This window comes from Rhizobium sp. YJ-22, from assembly GCF_029601685.1.
Lineage (GTDB): Bacteria > Pseudomonadota > Alphaproteobacteria > Rhizobiales > Rhizobiaceae > Metarhizobium.
On the sequence record NZ_JARRIR010000002.1, the window covers coordinates 402,711 to 422,996 of the forward strand.

At 63.5% G+C, this 20,286-nt stretch carries 15 protein-coding genes; 5 read left to right on the forward strand and 10 right to left on the reverse strand.

Annotated features, from left to right (window positions below; translation table 11 throughout):
* Positions 1-122 precede the first annotated feature (122 nt).
* Positions 123-362 (forward strand): DUF2798 domain-containing protein, encoded by a 240-nt coding sequence (locus tag P7F60_RS06585; protein WP_277916919.1) that lies wholly within the window; start codon positions 123-125, stop codon positions 360-362.
* Between the two features lie 54 nt (positions 363-416).
* On the opposite strand, the gene rpoD is transcribed toward P7F60_RS06585, so the two are convergent.
* The 4 genes from rpoD to P7F60_RS06605 form a co-directional block, all read right to left on the reverse strand.
* Positions 417-2,471 carry an RNA polymerase sigma factor RpoD gene (rpoD, locus tag P7F60_RS06590; protein ID WP_277916920.1) on the reverse strand — a complete coding sequence of 685 codons (2,055 nt, stop codon included), beginning with the start codon at positions 2,469-2,471 and terminating at the stop codon, positions 417-419.
* A gap of 426 nt (positions 2,472-2,897) precedes the next feature.
* The gene (locus P7F60_RS06595; RefSeq protein ID WP_277917191.1) at positions 2,898-3,245 is read right to left on the reverse strand and encodes a GFA family protein; all 348 of its coding nucleotides are present in this window, start codon (positions 3,243-3,245) and stop codon (positions 2,898-2,900) included.
* Positions 3,246-3,355: 110 nt separating this feature from the next.
* Positions 3,356-5,353, reverse strand: a complete 1,998-nt coding sequence (gene dnaG / locus P7F60_RS06600; RefSeq protein ID WP_277916921.1) for a DNA primase — start codon at positions 5,351-5,353, stop codon at positions 3,356-3,358.
* A 429-nt stretch (positions 5,354-5,782) separates the two neighbouring features.
* Entirely contained in the window at positions 5,783-6,235 is a 453-nt protein-coding gene (locus P7F60_RS06605; protein WP_277916922.1) for a GatB/YqeY domain-containing protein, read from the reverse strand.
* 282 nt (positions 6,236-6,517) lie between these two features.
* Between P7F60_RS06605 and carA the strand changes: the two genes are divergently transcribed.
* A complete protein-coding gene (gene carA / locus P7F60_RS06610) occupies positions 6,518-7,723 on the forward strand; it encodes a glutamine-hydrolyzing carbamoyl-phosphate synthase small subunit (RefSeq protein WP_277916923.1) in 1,206 nt (401 codons plus the stop codon).
* A 42-nt stretch (positions 7,724-7,765) separates the two neighbouring features.
* Here carA and P7F60_RS06615 read toward each other — a convergent pair whose 3' ends face one another.
* The 3 genes from P7F60_RS06615 to P7F60_RS06625 all read right to left on the reverse strand — a co-directional run bounded on the left by P7F60_RS06615 (position 7,766) and on the right by P7F60_RS06625 (position 11,930).
* Positions 7,766-9,157, reverse strand: coding sequence for an MATE family efflux transporter (locus tag P7F60_RS06615; protein ID WP_277917192.1), 1,392 nt, complete (start codon positions 9,155-9,157; stop codon positions 7,766-7,768).
* Positions 9,158-9,441: 284 nt separating this feature from the next.
* A complete protein-coding gene (locus P7F60_RS06620) occupies positions 9,442-10,683 on the reverse strand; it encodes a TCR/Tet family MFS transporter (protein ID WP_277916924.1) in 1,242 nt (413 codons plus the stop codon).
* 308 nt (positions 10,684-10,991) lie between these two features.
* On the reverse strand, positions 10,992-11,930 hold the full coding sequence (locus P7F60_RS06625; protein WP_277916925.1) for a LysR family transcriptional regulator: 939 nt from the start codon (positions 11,928-11,930) through the stop codon (positions 10,992-10,994).
* A gap of 99 nt (positions 11,931-12,029) precedes the next feature.
* Between P7F60_RS06625 and P7F60_RS06630 the strand changes: the two genes are divergently transcribed.
* On the forward strand, positions 12,030-13,022 hold the full coding sequence (locus P7F60_RS06630) for an aldo/keto reductase (RefSeq protein ID WP_277916926.1): 993 nt from the start codon (positions 12,030-12,032) through the stop codon (positions 13,020-13,022).
* A gap of 43 nt (positions 13,023-13,065) precedes the next feature.
* Here the strand turns inward: P7F60_RS06630 and P7F60_RS06635 are convergent, their stop codons facing one another.
* Positions 13,066-13,974, reverse strand: a complete 909-nt coding sequence (locus P7F60_RS06635; RefSeq protein ID WP_277916927.1) for a neutral zinc metallopeptidase — start codon at positions 13,972-13,974, stop codon at positions 13,066-13,068.
* 54 nt (positions 13,975-14,028) lie between these two features.
* A complete protein-coding gene (locus tag P7F60_RS06640) occupies positions 14,029-14,544 on the reverse strand; it encodes a DUF2306 domain-containing protein (RefSeq protein ID WP_277916928.1) in 516 nt (171 codons plus the stop codon).
* 107 nt (positions 14,545-14,651) lie between these two features.
* Between P7F60_RS06640 and P7F60_RS06645 the strand changes: the two genes are divergently transcribed.
* A complete protein-coding gene (locus P7F60_RS06645; protein WP_277917193.1) occupies positions 14,652-15,434 on the forward strand; it encodes a LytTR family DNA-binding domain-containing protein in 783 nt (260 codons plus the stop codon).
* Between the two features lie 8 nt (positions 15,435-15,442).
* On the opposite strand, the gene P7F60_RS06650 is transcribed toward P7F60_RS06645, so the two are convergent.
* On the reverse strand, positions 15,443-16,378 hold the full coding sequence (locus P7F60_RS06650; RefSeq protein WP_277916929.1) for a phosphatase PAP2 family protein: 936 nt from the start codon (positions 16,376-16,378) through the stop codon (positions 15,443-15,445).
* A gap of 294 nt (positions 16,379-16,672) precedes the next feature.
* On the opposite strand from P7F60_RS06650, the gene carB reads away from it, so the two are divergent.
* Entirely contained in the window at positions 16,673-20,170 is a 3,498-nt protein-coding gene (carB, locus tag P7F60_RS06655; protein ID WP_277916930.1) for a carbamoyl-phosphate synthase large subunit, read from the forward strand.
* Positions 20,171-20,286: the final 116 nt, after the last annotated feature.

Here is a 20,286-nt window from a genome sequence, read left to right on the forward strand (position 1 = left end):
CGGCCGTAAGCGTTTGACGTCAAGCAACGCATCCAGACCTGAAATCGTCCGCGAGGGCGTTTCCGCAAAGGTTCGAGATGCCGACGCCGAAGACGATTTCCCTTCCCAAAAGGAAAACTGCCATGCAGCTTACGCGCCTGCCGGCCCGCTATGCCGGCATCGTCATGCCCTTCATCCTCTCCATCGTCATGACCATGGTCGTGTCCGCCGTCGCCACCGCGCGCAATCTCGGTCTGCAAGCCGATTTCGCCGCCCATTGGTTGCCGGCCTGGGCCATGTCCTGGCTGATCGCCTTCCCCACCTTGCTTATGGCCCTGCCGCTCACCCGCCGCCTCGTGCGGCTGCTGGTCCGCCCGGCTTAAAGCAAAAGGCCCGGTCGCTTTCACGACCGGGCCTTTGCATCGAACAAGGAAACCTTAGCTGTCGAGGAAGGAGCGCAGCTTGCGCGAGCGGCTCGGATGCTTCAGCTTGCGCAGCGCTTTCGCCTCGATCTGGCGGATACGTTCGCGGGTCACCGAGAACTGCTGGCCGACTTCTTCCAGCGTGTGGTCGGTGTTCATGCCGATGCCGAAGCGCATGCGCAGCACGCGTTCCTCACGCGGCGTCAGCGAGGCGAGAACGCGGGTGGTCGTCTCGCGCAGGTTCGCCTGGATGGCGGCGTCGATCGGCAGCAGCGCGTTCTTGTCCTCGATGAAATCGCCGAGATGCGAATCCTCTTCGTCACCCACCGGGGTTTCGAGCGAGATCGGCTCCTTGGCGATCTTCAGCACCTTGCGCACCTTTTCCAGCGGCATGGCCAGCTTTTCGGCCAGCTCTTCCGGCGTCGGCTCGCGGCCGATTTCGTGCAGCATCTGGCGCGAGGTACGGACGATCTTGTTGATCGTCTCGATCATATGCACCGGAATACGGATGGTGCGGGCCTGGTCGGCGATCGAACGGGTGATCGCCTGCCGGATCCACCAGGTGGCATAGGTCGAGAACTTGTAGCCGCGGCGATACTCGAACTTGTCGACCGCCTTCATCAGGCCGATATTGCCTTCCTGGATGAGGTCGAGGAACTGCAGGCCGCGGTTCGTATACTTCTTGGCGATGGAGATGACGAGGCGCAGGTTTGCCTCGACCATTTCCTTCTTGGCGATGCGCGCCTCGCGCTCGCCCTTCTGCACCATATGCACGATGCGGCGGAATTCCGTCACCGAGATACCGGTTTCGGTGGCGAGGTTCTGGATCTCCTGGCGGATGTCGCGGATCGTCGAATTCTCGGCGCGGGCGAATTCCTTCCAGCCCTTGGCGGCGAGGTTCGAGATCGACTTCATCCAGTTCGGATCGAGCTCCGCGCCCTGATACTGTTCGAGGAAGCTCTCGCGGCGAACCCCGTAGGATTCGGCCAGACGCAGCAGGCGGCCCTCGTTCTGCACGAGGCGCTTGTTGATGTCGTAGAGCTGCTCGACCAGCGAATCGATGCGGTTCTGGTTGAGCGACAGCGACTTGACCGCCGTGATCAACTGATCCTTCAATTCCTTGTAGCGGCGCTCCTGGCCGGACGACAGCGTGCCGACGGCGGCGAGGCGCGCCTCGACCTGCTGGTCCTGCAGCTTGCGCAGCTTCTTGTAGGTATCGGCGATCAGGTCGAGGGTTTCCATGACCTGCGGGCGTAACTCGGCTTCCATCGCGGCGAGAGACAGCGAGGATTCGTCCTCGTCTTCCTCTTCCTCCTCGACCGGCATGGCTTCGCCGATATCGGTGATGTCGTCTTCGCCGGGCGCCGGCATGCGCGGACGGCGGGTCTTTTCCTTCTCTTCCGCCGCCTTGCGGTCGGCCTCGATCTTTTCCGGGCTCTGGAACTGCGGCGCCGCCTTGGCCTCAGGACCGGAATAGGTGGTTTCGAGGTCGATGATCTCGCGCAGCAGCGTCGAGCCTTCGTTCAGCTCGTCGCGCCAGATGATCAGCGCCTGGAAGGTGAGCGGGCTCTCACAGAGGCCCGAAATCATCGTTTCGCGACCAGCCTCGATGCGCTTGGCGATGGCGATTTCGCCTTCGCGCGACAGGAGCTCGACGGAACCCATTTCGCGCAGATACATGCGCACCGGGTCGTCCGTGCGGTCGGTCGGTTCCTTCTTCTTGGCGGTCGCAAGCTGGGTGCCGGCGCTGGGGGCCAGTTCGCCGCCCTCGCTCTCGCCGTCGCTTTCGCTATCGTCATCGTCGGCAGTCGCCTGCTCGTCGATGTCTTCGTCCTCGACGACGTTGATGCCCATGTCGGAAAGCATGGCCATGGTGTCCTCGATCTGCTCGGAGGTGACTTCCTCCGAAGGCAGGACCGAGTTCAATTCGTCCATGGTCACATAGCCGCGCTTCTTCGCGGCCTTGATCATCTTCTTGACCGCGTCGTCGGAAAGGTCGAGAAGCGGTCCGTCCGTTGCGCCATCGCGTTCGACATCTGCTTCGTCGTTTTCTTTGACCTTGGTTGCCATTACTTCGTCGCTTTCCCTGACGCTTCCATCATCACTGCGATAAAATGTCCGCCGAAACGGACACCTCTTCGCCGTGAATGCGAATCGGTTATCTTACCTAACGGAATGATCGCTAATTCCTGATTAAACACCGGGAAGATGCGAGAGTTCTGCGCGAGCGCGAACATTCTCTCCCGGTCATCACTGCCGATCCGCTCAATCCGTCCAATCTTCTAAGCCCGAAATGGTGATTCCCACAAAATTCCTCCCCGTCAAGCTCTCCAAGACGGAAAATGACGAGAAATGTCCGGAAATGCCTTTTAAGGAGCAACTTCCGCGAAAGACCACTCGACGCGAGAGATAGGCATCGTTCTTGCAAAAACAAGGGCATGGGCCGCATACAGCGGAAATTCGCCCGCGCCCTGCCTTCGAAACCCGTTTTTCGCCTCAATGACTGGCGCCGTCCCATTTGTTGATGTTCAACGAATCAAGATCGATGGCCGGAATGCAGCGCAGGTTTATCGCCGCCGTCGCCGAACCGTCCGGTGCCTTGCCCTCGCCATAGACGGCAATACCGCAATTTCCGCAGAAATAATGCTGGATGACATGCTTGTTGAAGGTGTAGCGCGACAGGTTCTCTTCCGGCGTCTTCAGGATCAGCTTGTCGCGCGGCACGAAGGCGAGCAGCGCGCCGCGCCGCCGGCACAGGGAGCAGTTGCAATCCAGCGCTTCGGTGAATTCGCCTTCGACATCATAGGCGATCTTGCCGCAATGACAGCTTGCCTCGTAGCGCACGCGCATCCTCCCTTTCGAAAATACCGGTGTTTCCGGCGGGCCTATCAATCAAATTCAACAACAATAGGGCCGGCTCATAGCATGTCGCGCCATGGCTTGCGAGCCCGGCGTCAACGCCCCGCCGCTCCTTTGATCCGGCCGGACATGACCCCGAAACCATCGATGATGGCCTCCTGGTTTTCCATGCGCAGGATCTCGAACTGGATTTCCTGCAGCGCCCGCATCAGCGCGTCGATGCGCCCGGCATCCTCGGCCTCGGCCGCTTCGGCAATCTCGCGCTCGAGCTCGATCTTCTGCCAGCGCAGCGCCTTGCTGCGCTTGTGCAGCGAAAGCGCCTGAAGGAAGGCGTCGGCGGCGTCCTCATAGGCGGCCTCAGGCGTCGCGGTCCACAGGCCCGCGCCACGCACCTGCAGATCGAGGGCGGTGACGAGGCCGGCAAAGCCCTGTGTCTCCAACTCCTCCAGCATCAGCGCGCGCGTCAGCCGGGTTCCGGACGCCGCCGTGATGCCGAGCACCGCCGCCCACAGCCGCTGCAGGTCGCGGTTTTCATAATCGATGGCGGCGATCTCGTCATATTCGCGGGCGAGAAGCTCTGGATGGTTGACGATGGAGAGCGCCATGACGCTTTCACGCAGCGTCGGCTGGTCGCGATGGCCCTTGACCATGCCGGAGCGCATCAGCCGGTCGGAGACCGCGTCGCTGGCCGCCATCTGCCCGCCGCGCGCGCCCTGTTGACCGCCACGCCCGCCGCCCTGCTGGCGGCCGCCCCGGGCAAAGCCCTGCCGCCCGCCGCCGGCCTGAACCGGGCGGAAGAAGGCGTTGAGACGGTCGCGCATATCCTGCCCGTAATGGCGGCGCACGTCCTCGTCCTGGATCTGCGCCACGATCTGGCGCAGCCGGCTTTCCAGCTCGGCGCGCTTTTCCGGCGTGTCGAAATTGCCGCCCGAGGTTTCGCGGGCCCACAGCATATCGGCCAGCGGCCGCGCTTCCGTCATCACCTGGTCGAAGGGTGCGCGGCCATCATGCTTGACGAGATCGTCAGGATCCTTGCCCTCCGGCAGCAGCGCGAAACGCACCGAGCGGCCCGGCTTGATCTGCGGCAGCGCGAGATCCAGCGCGCGGTTGGCGGCGCGCAGGCCCGCACCGTCGCCGTCGAAGCACAGCACCGGCATCGGCGACATCTTCCAGAGCAGATCGAGCTGGCTTTCGGTCAGCGCCGTGCCGAGCGGGGCAACGGCATTCTCGATGCCGGCCTGATGCAGGGCGATGACATCCATGTAGCCTTCCACCGCAATCACCGTCGCGCCCTCCTCGCGACCGCGCACGCTCTCTTGCGCCGCGCGCCGGGCGCGGGTGAAGTTGAACAAGACATTGCCCTTGTGGAACAGCTCGGTCTCGTTGGAGTTTAGATACTTGGCCGGCGCATCCGCCGACATGGCGCGCCCGCCAAAGGCGATCACCCTCTCGCGCGACGACAGGATCGGGAACATGATGCGATCGCGAAAGCGGTCGTAGGAAACGGGAATCTCCGCGCCGTGCACCACGAGGCCGCAGGCCTCGATCTGGTCCTTGGGGATGTTTTTCCCGGCCAGATATTCCTTCAACGCGTTGCGGCTGTCGCTGGCGTAACCCAGCCGGAAGGTTTCGATGGTGCGCCCCGTCAGACCGCGGTCGCGCAGATAGGCGCGGGCACGCGCCCCGGCGGCGGTGTTGAGCTGGTCCTGGAAATAGGCGGTCGCCAGTTCCATGACATCGAGCAGCGTCGTGCGTTCCTTCTCGCGCCGCTCGGCCTGCGGATCGGGCTGCGGCATGGGAATGCCGGCCATGTCGGCGATCTGCTGCACGGCCTCGGGGAAATTCACCCCTTCGAGATCGGTGAGGAAGCGGAAATGATCGCCTGATACGCCGCAGCCGAAGCAATGATAGCGGCCCTTGCGATCCTCGCAATGGAAGCTCGGCGATTTCTCGCCATGAAAGGGGCAGCAGGCCCAGTAATCGCCGCGCGAGACGTTGGTCTTCTTGCGATCCCAGGTCACGCGACGGCCGATCACGGCCGATATCGGCACGCGGTCACGGATCTCGTCGAGAAAGGCATTGGAAAAACGCAAACCGGGTCACCTCTGGGAACGACTGACAATATAGGACGGCGGCACCGGTTGCGCCACCAGCGGATCGGCAGGTCCACCGCTATTTCGCAAGCGAAAAACGAAGCAGCCTCCGCCGATGTGGCAAGAATGGGGCAAAATCCGCACCGGCAAAATTACTTATTTGTAATTTGTCCCGCGGCCTGCGCGGGCCTACCTTCCGAACCGTAGGATGCAGCCGGGAAATGATTTCCCAGCCGCATATCGGAACCCCAATCTCCGATCCCGGATGGAGAGCCCCCACCCCCGCATTCTCCATCCGGGTGCCTCCCCGCATCCGCGCAGCCTCCGCTGATCGTTAGTCGGGATGCCAGGAGCACGGAAAAGGCAGGAGCCGCGCTCCTGCCTTTCCTGTTTTCAGGGGCCTTTCCTGTTTCAAGGGTCTTGCGATTCTTATTTCAGCAGGTCCTTGACGATGCCGGAAGCCTTGGCGAAATCCATCTTGCCGGCATGATGCTCCTTGAGATGGCCGATTACCTTGCCCATGTCCTTCGGCCCCTGCGCGCCGGTCTCGGCAACGGCCTGAGCGGCGGCGGCGCGGATTTCCTCGTCCGACATCTGTGCCGGCATGAAGGTTCTGATGACGGCGATTTCGGCGCGTTCCTTGTCGGCCAGCTCCGCGCGGGCGTTCTCGTCGTAGATGCGGGCGGATTCCTCGCGCTGCTTCACCAGCTTGGCGAGAAGCTGGGCGATATCCTCGTCGGAAGCCTCGCCCTTGCCGGCGGTGCGGTTGGCGATATCGCGATCCTTGATCGCGGCCTGGACCAGGCGGATGGTCGACAGCCGCAGGCTGTCCTTGGCCTTCATGGCCTCCTTGAGGGCGGCGGTGAGTTCATCGCGCATCATGTCATTGTCTCCTGAGCATTCCTGTTTGCAGGTGTCTTAGCCCACAGACGCAAGGAACTGCAAGAACGGGGGACCGCTCCACAATTCCGCTGCCTTTGCATGGCTCAAGCATTGACCCTGGCGCAGGCTTTGTCTATGGGTCGGCGCCTGCACGACAATCGACATCAGGGCCGCCGACCGCGCATGGATTTCGCGCGCCCCTGCCTGCGACATGAAATGGCCCAAGCGCATGCCGGGTTCAAGACCCTCTTTGCGACTTCACGCGGCCGGAAGGGATTTGAGATGAGCGCGACCGCACCCTGGACTGTGAAAAAACCGACCGCCCTGCTGGTCCTGGCCGATGGAACCATGATCGAGGGCACCGGCATCGGCGCCACCGGCAAGGTGCAGGCCGAAGTGTGCTTCAACACCGCCCTGACCGGCTATGAGGAAATCCTCACCGATCCCTCCTATCTCGGCCAGATCGTCACCTTCACCTTCCCGCATATCGGCAATGTCGGCGCCAATGACGAGGACGTCGAAGATCTGACGCCCGCCGCCCGCCACGGCGCCGTCGGCGTCATCTTCAAGGCCGACATCACCGAGCCGTCCAATTACCGCGCCGCAAAACACCTCGACGCCTGGCTGAAGGCGCGCGGCATCATCGGCCTGTCCGGCATCGACACCCGGGCGCTGACCGCCTGGATCCGCGAAAACGGCATGCCGAACGGCGTCATCGCCCATGATCCCGCCGGCGTCTTCGACATCGAGACGCTGAAGGCCGAGGCCAAGGCCTGGAGCGGCCTCGAAGGCCTCGACCTCGCCAAGGTCGCCTCCTCCGGCCAGTCCTCGGAATGGACCGAGACGCCGTGGGTGTGGAACGAAGGCTACGGCACGCTCGGCGCAACGGATGCGCGTTATCACGTCGTCGCCGTCGATTTCGGCGTCAAGCGCAACATCCTGCGCCTCTTTGCCGGCCTCGACTGCCGCGTCACCGTCGTGCCGGCAACCACCAGCGCCGAGGACATCATGGCGCTGAACCCGGACGGCGTCTTCCTGTCGAACGGCCCGGGCGATCCGGCCGCGACCGGCGACTATGCCGTGCCGGTCATCCGCACGCTGATCGACAAGGAACTGCCGCTGTTCGGCATCTGCCTCGGCCACCAGATGCTGGGCCTCGCCGTCGGCGCCCGCACCTCGAAGATGCATCAGGGCCATCACGGCGCCAATCATCCGGTCAAGGACCACACCACCGGCAAGGTCGAGATCGTCTCGATGAACCACGGTTTCGCCGTCGATTCCGACTCGCTGCCGTCGGGCGTCGAGGAAACCCATGTGTCGCTGTTCGACGGCACCAATTGCGGCATGCGCCTGGTCGGCAAGCCGGTCTTCTCGGTGCAGCACCACCCGGAAGCCTCGCCCGGCCCGCAGGATAGCCACTACCTCTTCCGCCGCTTCGTAAACCTCATCCGCGAACGCAAGGGCGAAGAAGCGCTCGCCGAGCGCTGAGACGACTTAAAATCGATGGAATGATTGGATGGCCCGGCGAAATCACCGGGCCATTTTCATATGGCTGCGCAGCAGCCGGTAATACCGCCAGCAAAGCAGCGCCGAGGCCGTGCCGAGCCCGACGAGGAAACCATACCAGATGCCGATGCCGCCGAAGCCGACCGGGAAGGCCAGCACCCAGGCCAGCAGGAAGCCGACCGGCCAATAGGAAATCAGCGCCAGCACCATCGGCACGCGCGCATCCTTCAGCCCGCGCAGCAAACCGCTGGCAATCGCCTGCATGCCGTCGACGAGCTGGAAGATGCCGGCAATGACGATGAACGAGGCGGCGATTTCCAGAACCCGGGCCGCATCCGGCGTATGCGTGTTGATGAACAGGCTTCCAAAATAGGCCGGGAACGAAGCCAGCATCGCCGTGCAGACCATCGACACCATGATGGCGAGCGCAGTGACCGACACCGAGGCGCGCACCATGGCGGTGGTGTCGCCGCGCCCATGCGCCATGCCGACCATGACGGTGCCCGCCTGCGCCAGCCCCAGCGGAATCATGAAGGTGATCCCGGAAAGCTGCAGCGCGATGCCGTGGGCGGCAAGCTCCAGCGTGCCGATGCGCCCCATCATCAGCGAGGCCGCCGTGAACAGGCTGACTTCGGCCAAGAGCGTCATGCCGATCGGAAAACCGAGATGCAGCACCTCGAAAAAGGCGCGCCAGTCCGGCCGCCAGAAGCGCACGAACAGCTCGTATTTGCGGGTTTCCTCGAAACTCTGGACATAAGCGACGATAAAGATCAGGCCGGCCGTCTGCACCACGACGGAGACGACGGCTGCGCCTTCCATGCCCATCGCCGGCAGGCCGAAATGGCCAAGAACCAGCACATAGGCGCCGATAGCATTCAGGACCAACATGGCGATGGTGACAAACAGGATGATGCCCGCCTTGCCGATGGCGCTGACCATCGCGCGGTACACGAAGAACAAGAGCGCCGGCAGGATGCCGAACTGGGCAATCATCACATAATGCCCGGCCAAGGCCGCCACATCCGGCTTCTGGTTGAGCGCCAGCAGGATACGCTCGGCGTTCCAGAAGGCCGGCTGCATCAGAAGCCAGTAGAACACGGCCACCCAGATGCCCATGCGCAGCGAACGGCGCACATTGGTCGTATCGCCGCGTCCAAAGGCCTGCGCCACCATCGGCACCACGGCCATGGAGAAGCCCGAACCGAAGATCAGGATGGTGAACAGGAATTGCGTCGCCAGCACCATCGAGGCCAGCGTCACCGCGCCGAGACGGCCGACGATCACCACATCGGTGGTGTGGATGCCGAGTTGCGCCAATTGCGCGCCGATCAGGGGAATGCCGAGCGAAAGCGTCGTGCGGATTTGTCCCAGCCAGCTATTGTCGTTGCTTCCGGCCTTTGCCGGAACGTGAACCATCGTATCCATGGATCAACCGCCATATCGTTCGTGTGAAACGCGCCGCACACGCCGTTTCCGGGGCAACGCGCGTCATAAAATCGTCTGGTGTCGTATGCGGAGCGGGCCGCGGTCCTGTCACAACGCCCGGGATATTGTGAACCCGAGTGTCCGATTCCCCGCCGGCAGCCGCCCGGCCGCCGATGTCAAGCGCCCCCGCTCTACCCGAAGGGCCGGGTTAAAGCCAGTCCTATCGGAGGGAATTGCCTGATATTTCATCAAACCGTTATCAAACGGGCCACTTATCAGGCATTTCCAACCGCGAGCGTTCGGTGTTTGTCACGCACGCGCCAGAGGAAGGCGAGCAGGCCGATGAACAGGAAGAACGACGCGAGCGCAAACGGCGCGCCGGCAAAGGTCAGCGGCGCGGATGGCGCGGTGAAATAACCGAAAAGCTGGGTGAACAGCACCGGACCGATGATGGTGGTGATGCTGTTGAGGCTGCTCATCGCCCCCTGCAGCTCGCCTTGCGCCGAGGGCGGCACCTTGGCAGAGGCGATGCTGCGCAGCGCCGGATCGGCCACGCTTTCCAGCGCGGTCAGCACGATGACGGCATAGACCATCCAGCCCTGCGAGGCAGCGGCGAAACCGGCAAGCCCGAGCGTGGAAAAGCTCAGCCCCAGCGCCGCCGTGCGCCATTCGCCGAGAACCGGCACCAGCCGCGGCAGGATGACGCCCATGACGATGGCGCCGCAAATACCGAAAATGCCGAGCGACAGGCCGATCTGCCCCTCGCTCCAGCCGTAGCGAAAGGCGCCGACGAAGGGCCAGACGGCGGGATAAACCGCGTGCGCCATCCAGTAGAGAAACAGCACCAGCCCGATCCAGCCGATGCCGTGATAATGGCGCATCTGCCGGAGCGCGCCGAGCGGATTGGCGCGCGACAGCTCGAAGCGGCGGCGATTGGCCGGCTGCAGCGTTTCCGGCAGCAGGAAGCAGGCGGCGACGAAATTCAGGAAAGCGATCAGGGCCGCCCCATAGAAGGGCACCCGCACGCCAAACTCGCCGAGCAGGCCGCCGATGACAGGCCCGAGCGCGAAGCCGGTGCCGAAGGCGATGCCGATCAGGCCGAAATTGCGGGCGCGGTTGCTGTCGTCGCTGACATCGGCGATGAAGGCGGAACAGGTGGCGAAACTGGCGCCGCTGATGCCGGCGAGGATGCGGCCGACGAACAGGATCGCATAGCTGCCGGCCAGCGCGCAGATCAGGTTGTCGATGGCAAAGGTCAGCACCGAGGCGAGCAGGATCGGCCGCCGCCCGAAGCGGTCGGAAAGATTGCCGATCAGCGGCGCGAACAGGAATTGCATGCCGGCATAGGCCAGCAGCAGCCAGCCGCCGTCGATGGCGGCGGCGCTGATGTTTTCGCCGGTCACCTCTTTCATGAAAGCCGGCATGACAGGCACGATGATGGCTATGCCGATCACATCCAGAAACAGGATGACGAAGACAAGAAACAGGCCGCGTCGCGCCAGCACTGGATCGATCATGACTGCTCTCCCTGCCGGCGTCTCCGCCCTTTGCAAGGCACAAGGACGCTTGGTCGCCCATCGAAATATACGGAGCCGGTCCGGCCAGGCCGGTGCGGTCGGATGAAAGCGGAAGGGCGCATGGCCAAACGACACACGGGCGACCGTTCGCCGAGCTGCAATGACATGCCCGGCGCGGCCGCAGAACCACTCCCCGCGAATGCGACGTTTGCTTTAAAGCAGATTCGTCCCCGAAACAATCCGTGAACATTTCAAACTTTTTGATCCCAGGCACGCATTCCGCTGATGGATTCGAGAACAGGGCGTGATCATTCCGCGTCCTCCTGCGGAACATCCCCGTCACGCTGCTGCCGGCGGCGATGCGCGCGCAGGAAATCGACGAAGGCGCGCAACGGCGGCGGCACATGCCGGCGGCTGGCATAATAGAGATACGGGCCGGGAAAGGATTCGTCCCAGGTCACGAGGATGCGCACCAGCCGCCCCGCGTCGATGGCCGGCTTCAGGAACTCCTCGAAGGTTCGGATGACGCCGTGACCGGCCTCGGCGGCGCCCACCTCCAGCCCGGCGAGATTGCTGACGAAGCGCGCCGGCGGCTGCAGCCGCACCATGCGGCCCTCCTCCGGAAATTCCCAGGCAGGCATGGCGCCGCTCAGGAAGCGATGGACGATGCAGCGATGGGCAAGCAGATCGCCCGGGCGCTGCGGCGTTCCATGGCGGGCGAGATAGGCGGGTGCGGCGGCAGTGATGAAACGCTGCTCGCGCGGACCGATGGGCACGGCGATCATATCGCTTTCCAGCCGCTCGCCATAGCGGATGCCGGCATCGAAACCGCCGGCCAGCACGTCGAGGAACCGGTCGTCGGCCGTGATCTCGACAACGATGCCGGGGTAGAGCTCCATAAACGGGTCGAGAATGTCAGGCAGGATGAAATGCGCCACCGCCGAAGGCACGTTGAGGCGCAGCCGCCCGACCGGCTGGCCGGAGGTTTCCCCGACCGCCTCCAGCGCGCTGCGGATATCGAGGATCGCCGGGTTCAGTCGCTCGATCAGCCGCTCGCCGGCCTCGGTCGGGGTGACAGAGCGGGTGGTCCGGTTGAGCAGGCGCGCGGCAAGCCGCTCCTCCAGCCGCCGCACGGCTTCGGAAAGCTGGGAGGGCGAGACGCCGCGCAGGCGCGCCGCCGCGCGAAAACTGCGCTCGCGGGCAACGGCGACGAAAGCATCGAGATCGGCAAGCGGCAGATCGGTCATTGTGCAAAATCCCGGACAGGCTATCGCGATAAACATGGATTATCGCACAAAACCGATCGCGCTAAAACCGCCTCCGACACGATCCGAAGGAGAACGACCATGCAGACCACCCGTCTTGGAAAAACCGGCCCCGAAGTCTCGGCCATCGGCCTCGGCTGCATGGGCATGTCGGGCATGTATGGCCCGGCCGACCGCGCCGAGAGTATCGCCACCATCCACGCGGCGCTGGATGCTGGAATCACGCTTCTCGATACCGGCGATTTCTACGGCATGGGCCACAATGAAATGCTGATCCGCGAAGCCCTTCAGGGCAAGGACCGCGACAAGGTCGTCCTCAGCGTCAAGACCGGGGCGCTACGCGATCCCAAGGGCGGCTTCGCCGGCTATGATGCCCGTCCGGTGGCGCTGCGCAACTTCATCGCCTATTCTCTGCAACGGCTGGGCGTCGACTATATCGACATCTACCGGCCCTCGCGCCTCGATCCGGCCGTGCCGATCGAAGAGTCGATCGGAGCGATCGCCGATCTGGTGAAGGAAGGGTATGTCCGTCATATCGGCCTGTCGGAAATGGGCGCCGAGACCATCCGGCGCGCCGCCGCCGTTCATCCCATCGCCGACCTGCAGATCGAATACTCGCTGATCTCGCGCGGCATAGAAGCGGATATCCTGCCGGCGTGCCGGGAGTTGGGGATTTCGGTCACCGCCTATGGCGTGCTGTCACGCGGGTTGATCAGCGGCCATTGGCAGCCGAGCGGCACGAGCGGCTTCGATTTCCGCGCCATGAGCCCGCGCTTCCAGCCGGGTAATGTCGAGAAGAATCTTGAGCTGGTCGAGGCGCTGCGCAGCATCGCCGAGGAGAAGGGCGTGACCGTCGCCCAGATCGCCATCGCCTGGGTGGCGGCGCAGGGCAAGGATATCGTTCCGATCATCGGCGCACGCCGCCGCGACCGCCTCGCCGAGAGCCTTGGCGCACTGGACGTCCGCCTGACGCCGGAAGATCTGGCAACGATCGAAAATGCCGTCCCCAAGGATGCGGCGGCCGGCGGCCGTTACCCCGAATCGCAGCTCGCCCATCTCGACAGCGAAAAGTGATGGATGAGGCGGGGCGCAAATCGCGCCCCGCCTTAACCCCAAATCAAACCGGGCCGGTGAACGTATCGCAGGCCTTCATGTCGCCGGTGTCGAAGCCGCGCTTGAACCATTTGACGCGCTGGGCCGAGGTGCCGTGGTTGAAACTGTCGGGCACGACATAACCCTGGCTACGCTTCTGCAGCGTATCGTCGCCGATCTGCTGGGCGGCGTTGAGCGCCTCCTCCAGGTCGCCGGCATCGAGAATGCCCTTCTGCTGGGTGAACTTGCCCCAGACGCCGGCAAAGCAATCCGCCTGCAATTCGACACGCACCGACATGCGGTTGGCATCGGTCTCCGACATGCTCTGGCGCATCTGGTTGAACTTCGGCAGGATGCCGAGCAGGTTCTGAACGTGGTGGCCGACCTCGTGCGCGATCACATAGGCCTCGGCGAAATCGCCGGAGGCGCCGAACTGCTGGTCGAGCTGGCGGAAGAAATCCGTATCGAGATAGACCTTGCGGTCGCCCGGGCAATAGAAGGGGCCGGTGGCGGCCGAAGCCGAGCCGCAGGCCGATTGCGTGGCGCCGGAAAACAGCACCATGCGCGGCTCCTCATAGGTGCGGCCATTGGCCTTGAAGATGCCGGTCCAGGTATCCTCGGTTTCGGCGAGCACGGTGCGCACGAAAGCGGTCATCTCGTCGTTCTGGGGCGTGGAGGCCTGCTGGTTCGATTCGGTCTGGAAATTCGTGCCGCCCATGCCGCCGTCGAGCAGGGTCAGCGGGTTGATGCCGAGGAACCAGCAGACGATCAGGATCAGCACGATGGAGCCGATGCCGAGCCCGCCGCCGCCGCGACCGATGGGGATGCGCACCCGCCGCCCGCCGCCGAACGGATCGCCCCCTCCGAAACCGCCCGTGCCGGCGGAGCGCCGGTCCTCGATATTGTCCGACTGCCGGCGGCCTTTCCATTCCATGGTCTTAACTCCCGTCCTTGTCTCCCGGATGTTAAGCAAAGAACGGCGAAAACATCAAATGCGTTCCGCGCCCTCCTTCATGCCGCGCCCGACGATGAGATAGAGTAGGCCGCAAATGCCGATCGCCATACCGGCGAGCAACAGTGCCTGCGAAGCCGTTCCCGCGCCCGTGGCGCTCGACCAGACGACCTCATGCATGATCCGCCCCGGCAGCAGCGTGAAAGCCCCTGCTCCGACGATGCCACCGAAATAGAGGCCGATCACCTGCCGGCGATGATCGGCGATGCGCCGCTGCCTGGCTGAGCGATAGGCGGCGAAGGCGCCGTAGATGACATAGGCGGAGAGCAGGTGGATGGGGCTGAAGCCGTGGAACATGTTTATGCTGTGGATGAAGAAGGAAGATGCGGCGCTGACCACCATCAGCGCCAGCCACACGCGGCCCAGGCGCCGATGCAGCGGCGTGCCCTTGCGCGCCAGCAACATCCAGATGCCGAGCAGAGCGGCGGGCACGACGGTGGCGACATGGATCTGGATGGCGAGCGGCGCGTCGAGAAGGGGCGCGAGCGTCATGGCATAACTCCTGCACGGATTGATCTTGCCAATCGGTTGGATCAACGGTCTAAAGCGCTCAAGCAGACATGCGCGGCAGGGCGGAAAACTTCGTGAAAGACGGCATCATGCAATCCACGCTTCGCGAAATGCAGGCCTTTCTGCGCCTGCGGAACCTGTGGATCACCTTCGCGGCGGTGGTGCTGCTGTTCACCGTCACCGGCCCGTTCGGCACCTATGAGCACCTGCGCGCCCTGCCGCGCTTTGCCTACTGGTTCACCGTCCATGCGCTCGCCTGGCCGACGGCCATTGCCTTTTCCATCGCCGGCAACCGGCTGCTCGAACGCCTGACCCCCTATATGTTCATGCGCATGATGACCGGCGCGGCCGTCGCCGCCTTGCCGATTGCCGCCCTGGTCAAACTCATCGACTATGCCTGGTTCGCGACACCGCCGACGCTGGCGGGAATGGCCGGCGGCGTTCTCTCCTCGCTGCCCCTCTGCCTGATATTCTGCGTCATCTCCTACATGACGCTGGCGAACGGCAAGGCCGCTGCGGATTTCGAGCGACCGCAGCCGGCCGCCGTCGATTCGCAACCGCCCGGCGCGCGTCTGCTGGCCCGCCTGAAACCGCAAAATCGCGGGACGCTGCTGCATCTTTCGGTTCAGGATCATTATACGCACGTGCGCACCAGCCGCGGCAGCGAACTGATCCTGCTGCGCTTCTCCGATGCGCTCCGGGAAATCGACGGTGTCGACGGCATGCAGGTCCACCGCTCGCACTGGGTCGCGACCGCCTTCGTCGCCCGCCTAGAGCGCGGGGACGGCAAGCTTACGGCCATCCTCGAAGACGGCACTGAAATCCCCGTCAGCCGCACTTATGCGGCGCAGGCGCGGGCACGGTTCGGTTAAACGACCGGTCAGGTCTGCGTGGCCACCATTGTCTTCGCGGTCCGCACCGGCGCATGGGCGCGCAGGTTGCACAGCGCGCTGACGCTCGAGATCGATATGGAGGCAACGCCGATGCCGGCGATGACATCCACCAGATAATGATTGGCATGCGAGATCGCCGAGACCGCCATGAGCACATTGAGGGCGAGGAACGGATAACGCAGCAGGCGAATATCCCACATCGCCCAGGCGCACAGCACCGCAGCGGCGGCATGGACCGAAGGAAAGGTCACGATCCCCATCATCTTCGGAAAGGAAAAGATGAAATCCGGATCCGAGCGAACGGCGTTGAACTGCTCCAGAAACGCATAGCCGAAATGGGCATTGATATTGTCAAGCGATTGCGGCGCCACCGCATAGACGCTGTAGGTGCCGAGCGCCGGATACCAGAGCGAAATCAGGATCGACAGGAAACACAAGAGGCCATAGCCCAGCACCATGGCATAGCAGCGGGCATAGCGGCCGAATGCGGCAAGCAGGATCGGAATGCCCAGCAGTTGCAGGCCGAAGCTCTGATAGGCCTGCCCCAGGCTTTCCGCCAGAAGCGGACGCGCATCCACGAAACGGATGAAGGCGCGCCAGTCGAAGCCGAGCGCGGTATCCATGCGCATCAGCCGCTCATCCGCCAGCGGAAAATTCGCCCCCATGGCGATATAGGTGGAAAGCCCCACCGGCACCGACAGCAGCAATCCGCAGAGAATGCATTCGAGCAATACCCGCATCGGCTCCATGCGGCGGAACATCGTATAGGCGATCGCGGCGCCGAAGACCGGAATGAGAACCGCGCACAGCTTCATGATCGAGCCGTATTCCACGGCCGGTCCGACCATCCATGCCAGGCCGAAGACGATCCCATAGGCAAGCAGGGTCATCGAAAAGAGCAGCAGGCGCGGCTGCAGGAGCATGGGGCGTATCCTCGACGGGGCGATCTGGAGCGGGGCAATCGCGCCCCTTCGCCATAAGACACGCCATCGGTAAAAAAACGGGAAAAGGCTAAGCCTTTGCCGCTTCCGAATTCATGGAAACGAGGCCATATAGGCGCGCCAGACCTGTTGTTGAGGAAACTGCATTTATGGGGTTCCGTTCCCCCCGACATTTGCCTATAAGCCGCTTCTAGCCTTTCGAAACGACATAGTGCCCCCGGCCGGTGGAAAACACCGGGACCGGTTGTTCGCGCACGCTAGAAAACGGATGACGATATGCCGAAGCGCCAAGACCTCAAATCGATCCTCATCATCGGCGCGGGGCCGATCGTCATCGGCCAGGCCTGCGAATTCGACTATTCGGGCACGCAGGCCTGCAAGGCGCTGAAGGAGGAAGGCTACCGCGTCATCCTCGTCAACTCCAACCCGGCGACGATCATGACCGATCCGGGCTTGGCCGACGCCACCTATGTCGAGCCGATCACCCCCGAGGTCGTGGCAAAGATCATCGCCAAGGAGCGCCCGGACGCGCTGCTGCCGACCATGGGCGGCCAGACGGCGCTCAACACCGCCCTCTCCCTGAAGCGCATGGGCGTTCTCGACCGCTACAATGTCGAGATGATCGGCGCCAAGCCGGCCGCCATCGACATGGCCGAGGACCGCGCCCTGTTCCGCGAGGCCATGGCCCGGATCGGCCTGGAAACCCCGCGCTCCATGCTCGCCAACGCCACCGACATCAAGGATGCCGACCGCAAGAAGCACGAGGCCGAGCGCGCCAAGCTGAAGGGGGAACTCTCCGGCCCCGATCTCGACAAGGCGCTCGACGCCCTTGAAAACCAGTGGAACCTCGGCGAGACCGACCGCAAGCAGCGCTACCTGAGCCATGCCATGGCGGTTGCCGCCCAGGCGCTCGATCATGTCGGCCTGCCGGCGATCATCCGCCCCTCCTTCACGCTCGGCGGCACCGGCGGCGGCATCGCCTATAACCGCTCGGAATTCTTCGACATCGTCTCCGGCGGCCTCGACGCCTCGCCGACCACCGAAGTGCTGATCGAGGAATCGGTACTCGGCTGGAAGGAATACGAGATGGAGGTCGTCCGCGACACGGCGGACAACTGCATCATCATCTGCTCCATCGAGAACATCGACCCGATGGGCGTCCACACCGGCGATTCCATCACCGTAGCGCCGGCGCTGACGCTGACCGACAAGGAATACCAGATCATGCGCAACGCCTCGATCGCGGTGCTGCGCGAGATCGGCGTCGAGACCGGCGGCTCGAACGTGCAGTTCGCCGTCAACCCGGCCGACGGCCGTCTCGTCGTCATCGAAATGAACCCGCGCGTCTCGCGCTCCTCCGCCCTTGCATCGAAAGCCACCGGCTTCCCGATCGCCAAGATAGCCGCCAAGTTGGCTATCGGCTATAGGCTGGACGAACTGGAGAACGACATCACCGGCGGCGCGACGCCGGCCTCGTTCGAGCCGTCCATCGATTACGTGGTCACCAAGATCCCGCGTTTCGCCTTCGAAAAATTCCCCGGCGCCTCGCCGGTGCTGACCACTGCCATGAAATCGGTCGGTGAAGTCATGGCCATCGGCCGCACTTTCGCCGAATCGCTGCAGAAGGCGCTACGCGGCCTCGAAACGGGTCTGACCGGCCTCGACGAGATCGAAATCCCCGGCCTCGGCGCCAATGGCGACAGCGGCGACGACAAGAACGCCATCCGCGCCGCCATCGGCACGCCGACGCCGGACCGACTTCGCATGGTCGCCCAGGCGCTGCGTCTCGGCATGTCCGAAGAAGAAGTGCATGAAGGCTGCAAGATCGATCCGTGGTTCATCGCCCAGTTCAAGGCGATCGTCGACATGGAAGCCCGCATCCGCGAGCACGGCCTGCCGGAAGATGCCGAAAACCTGCGCATGCTGAAGGCCATGGGCTTCTCCGACGCCCGCCTTGCGAGCCTCACCGGCGGCAAGCCGAAAGACGTCGCCATGCTGCGCAACCGGCTGAACGTGCGCCCGGTCTTCAAGCGCATCGACACTTGCGCCGCCGAATTCGCCTCGCCGACCGCCTATATGTATTCGACCTATGAAACGCCCTTCGTCGGCGAAGCCCGTTCGGAAGCCGGCATTTCGGATCGCAGGAAGGTCGTCATCCTCGGCGGCGGCCCGAACCGTATCGGCCAGGGCATCGAGTTCGACTATTGCTGCTGCCATGCCGCCTTCGCGCTGAAGGATGCCGGCTTCGAAGCGATCATGATCAACTGCAACCCGGAAACCGTCTCCACCGACTACGACACCTCCGACCGCCTTTATTTCGAACCGCTGACGGCCGAGGATGTCATCGAAATCATGCGCGCCGAGCAGGAAAAGGGCGAGTTGGTCGGCGTCATCGTCCAGTTCGGCGGCCAGACGCCGCTGAAGCTGGCGGAAGCGCTGGAAAAGAACGGCATCCCGATCCTCGGCACCGCGCCTGATATGATCGATCTTGCCGAAGACCGCGACCGCTTCCAGAAGCTGTTGATGAAGCTCGATCTCGCCCAGCCGAACAACGGCATCGCCTATTCGGTCGAGCAGGCCCGCCTCGTCGCCTCCGAAATCGGCTTCCCGCTGGTCGTGCGCCCGTCCTACGTGCTCGGCGGCCGCGCCATGCAGATCCTGCATTCGGAAAGCCAGCTCCAGACCTACCTGCTCGACACCGTGCCGGAACTGGTGCCGGAAGACATCAAGCAGCGTTACCCGAACGACAAGACCGGCCAGATCAACACCCTGCTCGGCAAGAATCCGCTGCTCTTCGACTCGTACCTGACCAACGCCACCGAAGTCGATGTCGATGCTTTGAGCGACGGCAAGGACGTCTACGTCGCCGGTATCATGGAGCATATCGAGGAAGCCGGCATCCATTCGGGCGACAGCGCCTGCTCGCTGCCGCCGCGCACGCTCTCGCCTGAAATGGTCGACGAGTTGGAACGCCAGACCAAGGCGCTCGCCAAGGCGCTGAACGTCGGCGGGTTGATGAACGTGCAATATGCCATCAAGGACGGCACGATCTACGTTCTCGAAGTCAACCCGCGCGCCTCGCGTACCGTGCCTTTCGTCGCCAAGACGGTCGGCGCACCGATCGCCAAGATCGCCGCCCGTGTCATGGCCGGCGAATCCCTCGACCCGACCTTCGCCGCCTATGGCGAGAAGCCGGATCCGCGCGCGCTGAAGCATATCGCCGTCAAGGAAGCCGTCTTCCCCTTCGCCCGCTTCCCGGGCGTCGATACGCTGCTCGGGCCGGAAATGCGCTCGACCGGTGAAGTCATCGGCCTCGACACCGATTTCGCGCTGGCCTTCGCCAAATCGCAGCTCGGCGCCGGCGTCGAGCTGCCGCGCGAAGGCACGGTCTTCGTTTCGGTGCGCGACGACGACAAGGAACGCGTCCTGCCGGCGATCAAGCTTCTGGTCGAAATCGGCTTCAAGGTCCTGGCAACCGGCGGCACCCAGCGCTTCCTCGCCGAAAACGGCATTGCGGCGACCAAGATCAACAAGGTTCTGGAAGGGCGCCCGCATATCGAGGACGCCATCCGCAACCGCCAGGTCCAGCTGGTCATCAACACGACGGACGGCAACAAGGCGATTTCCGATTCGAAATCGCTGCGTCGCGCCACGCTGATGCAGAAGGTGCCCTACTACACCACCATGGCCGGCGCCGAATCCGCCGCCCAGGCAATCAAGGCCCTGAAAGCCGGCAATCTGGAAGTGCGGCCGCTGCAGAGCTATTTCGCCTGACAAAAACGAGCGTCCCTTGCGGGGCGCTCCATACTGCGAAGAAGTCTTAAAAGCTTTCGCATCGTCATGCTCGGGCTTGTCCCGAGCATCTTCAGCCTCTTGATTTTATGTGATGT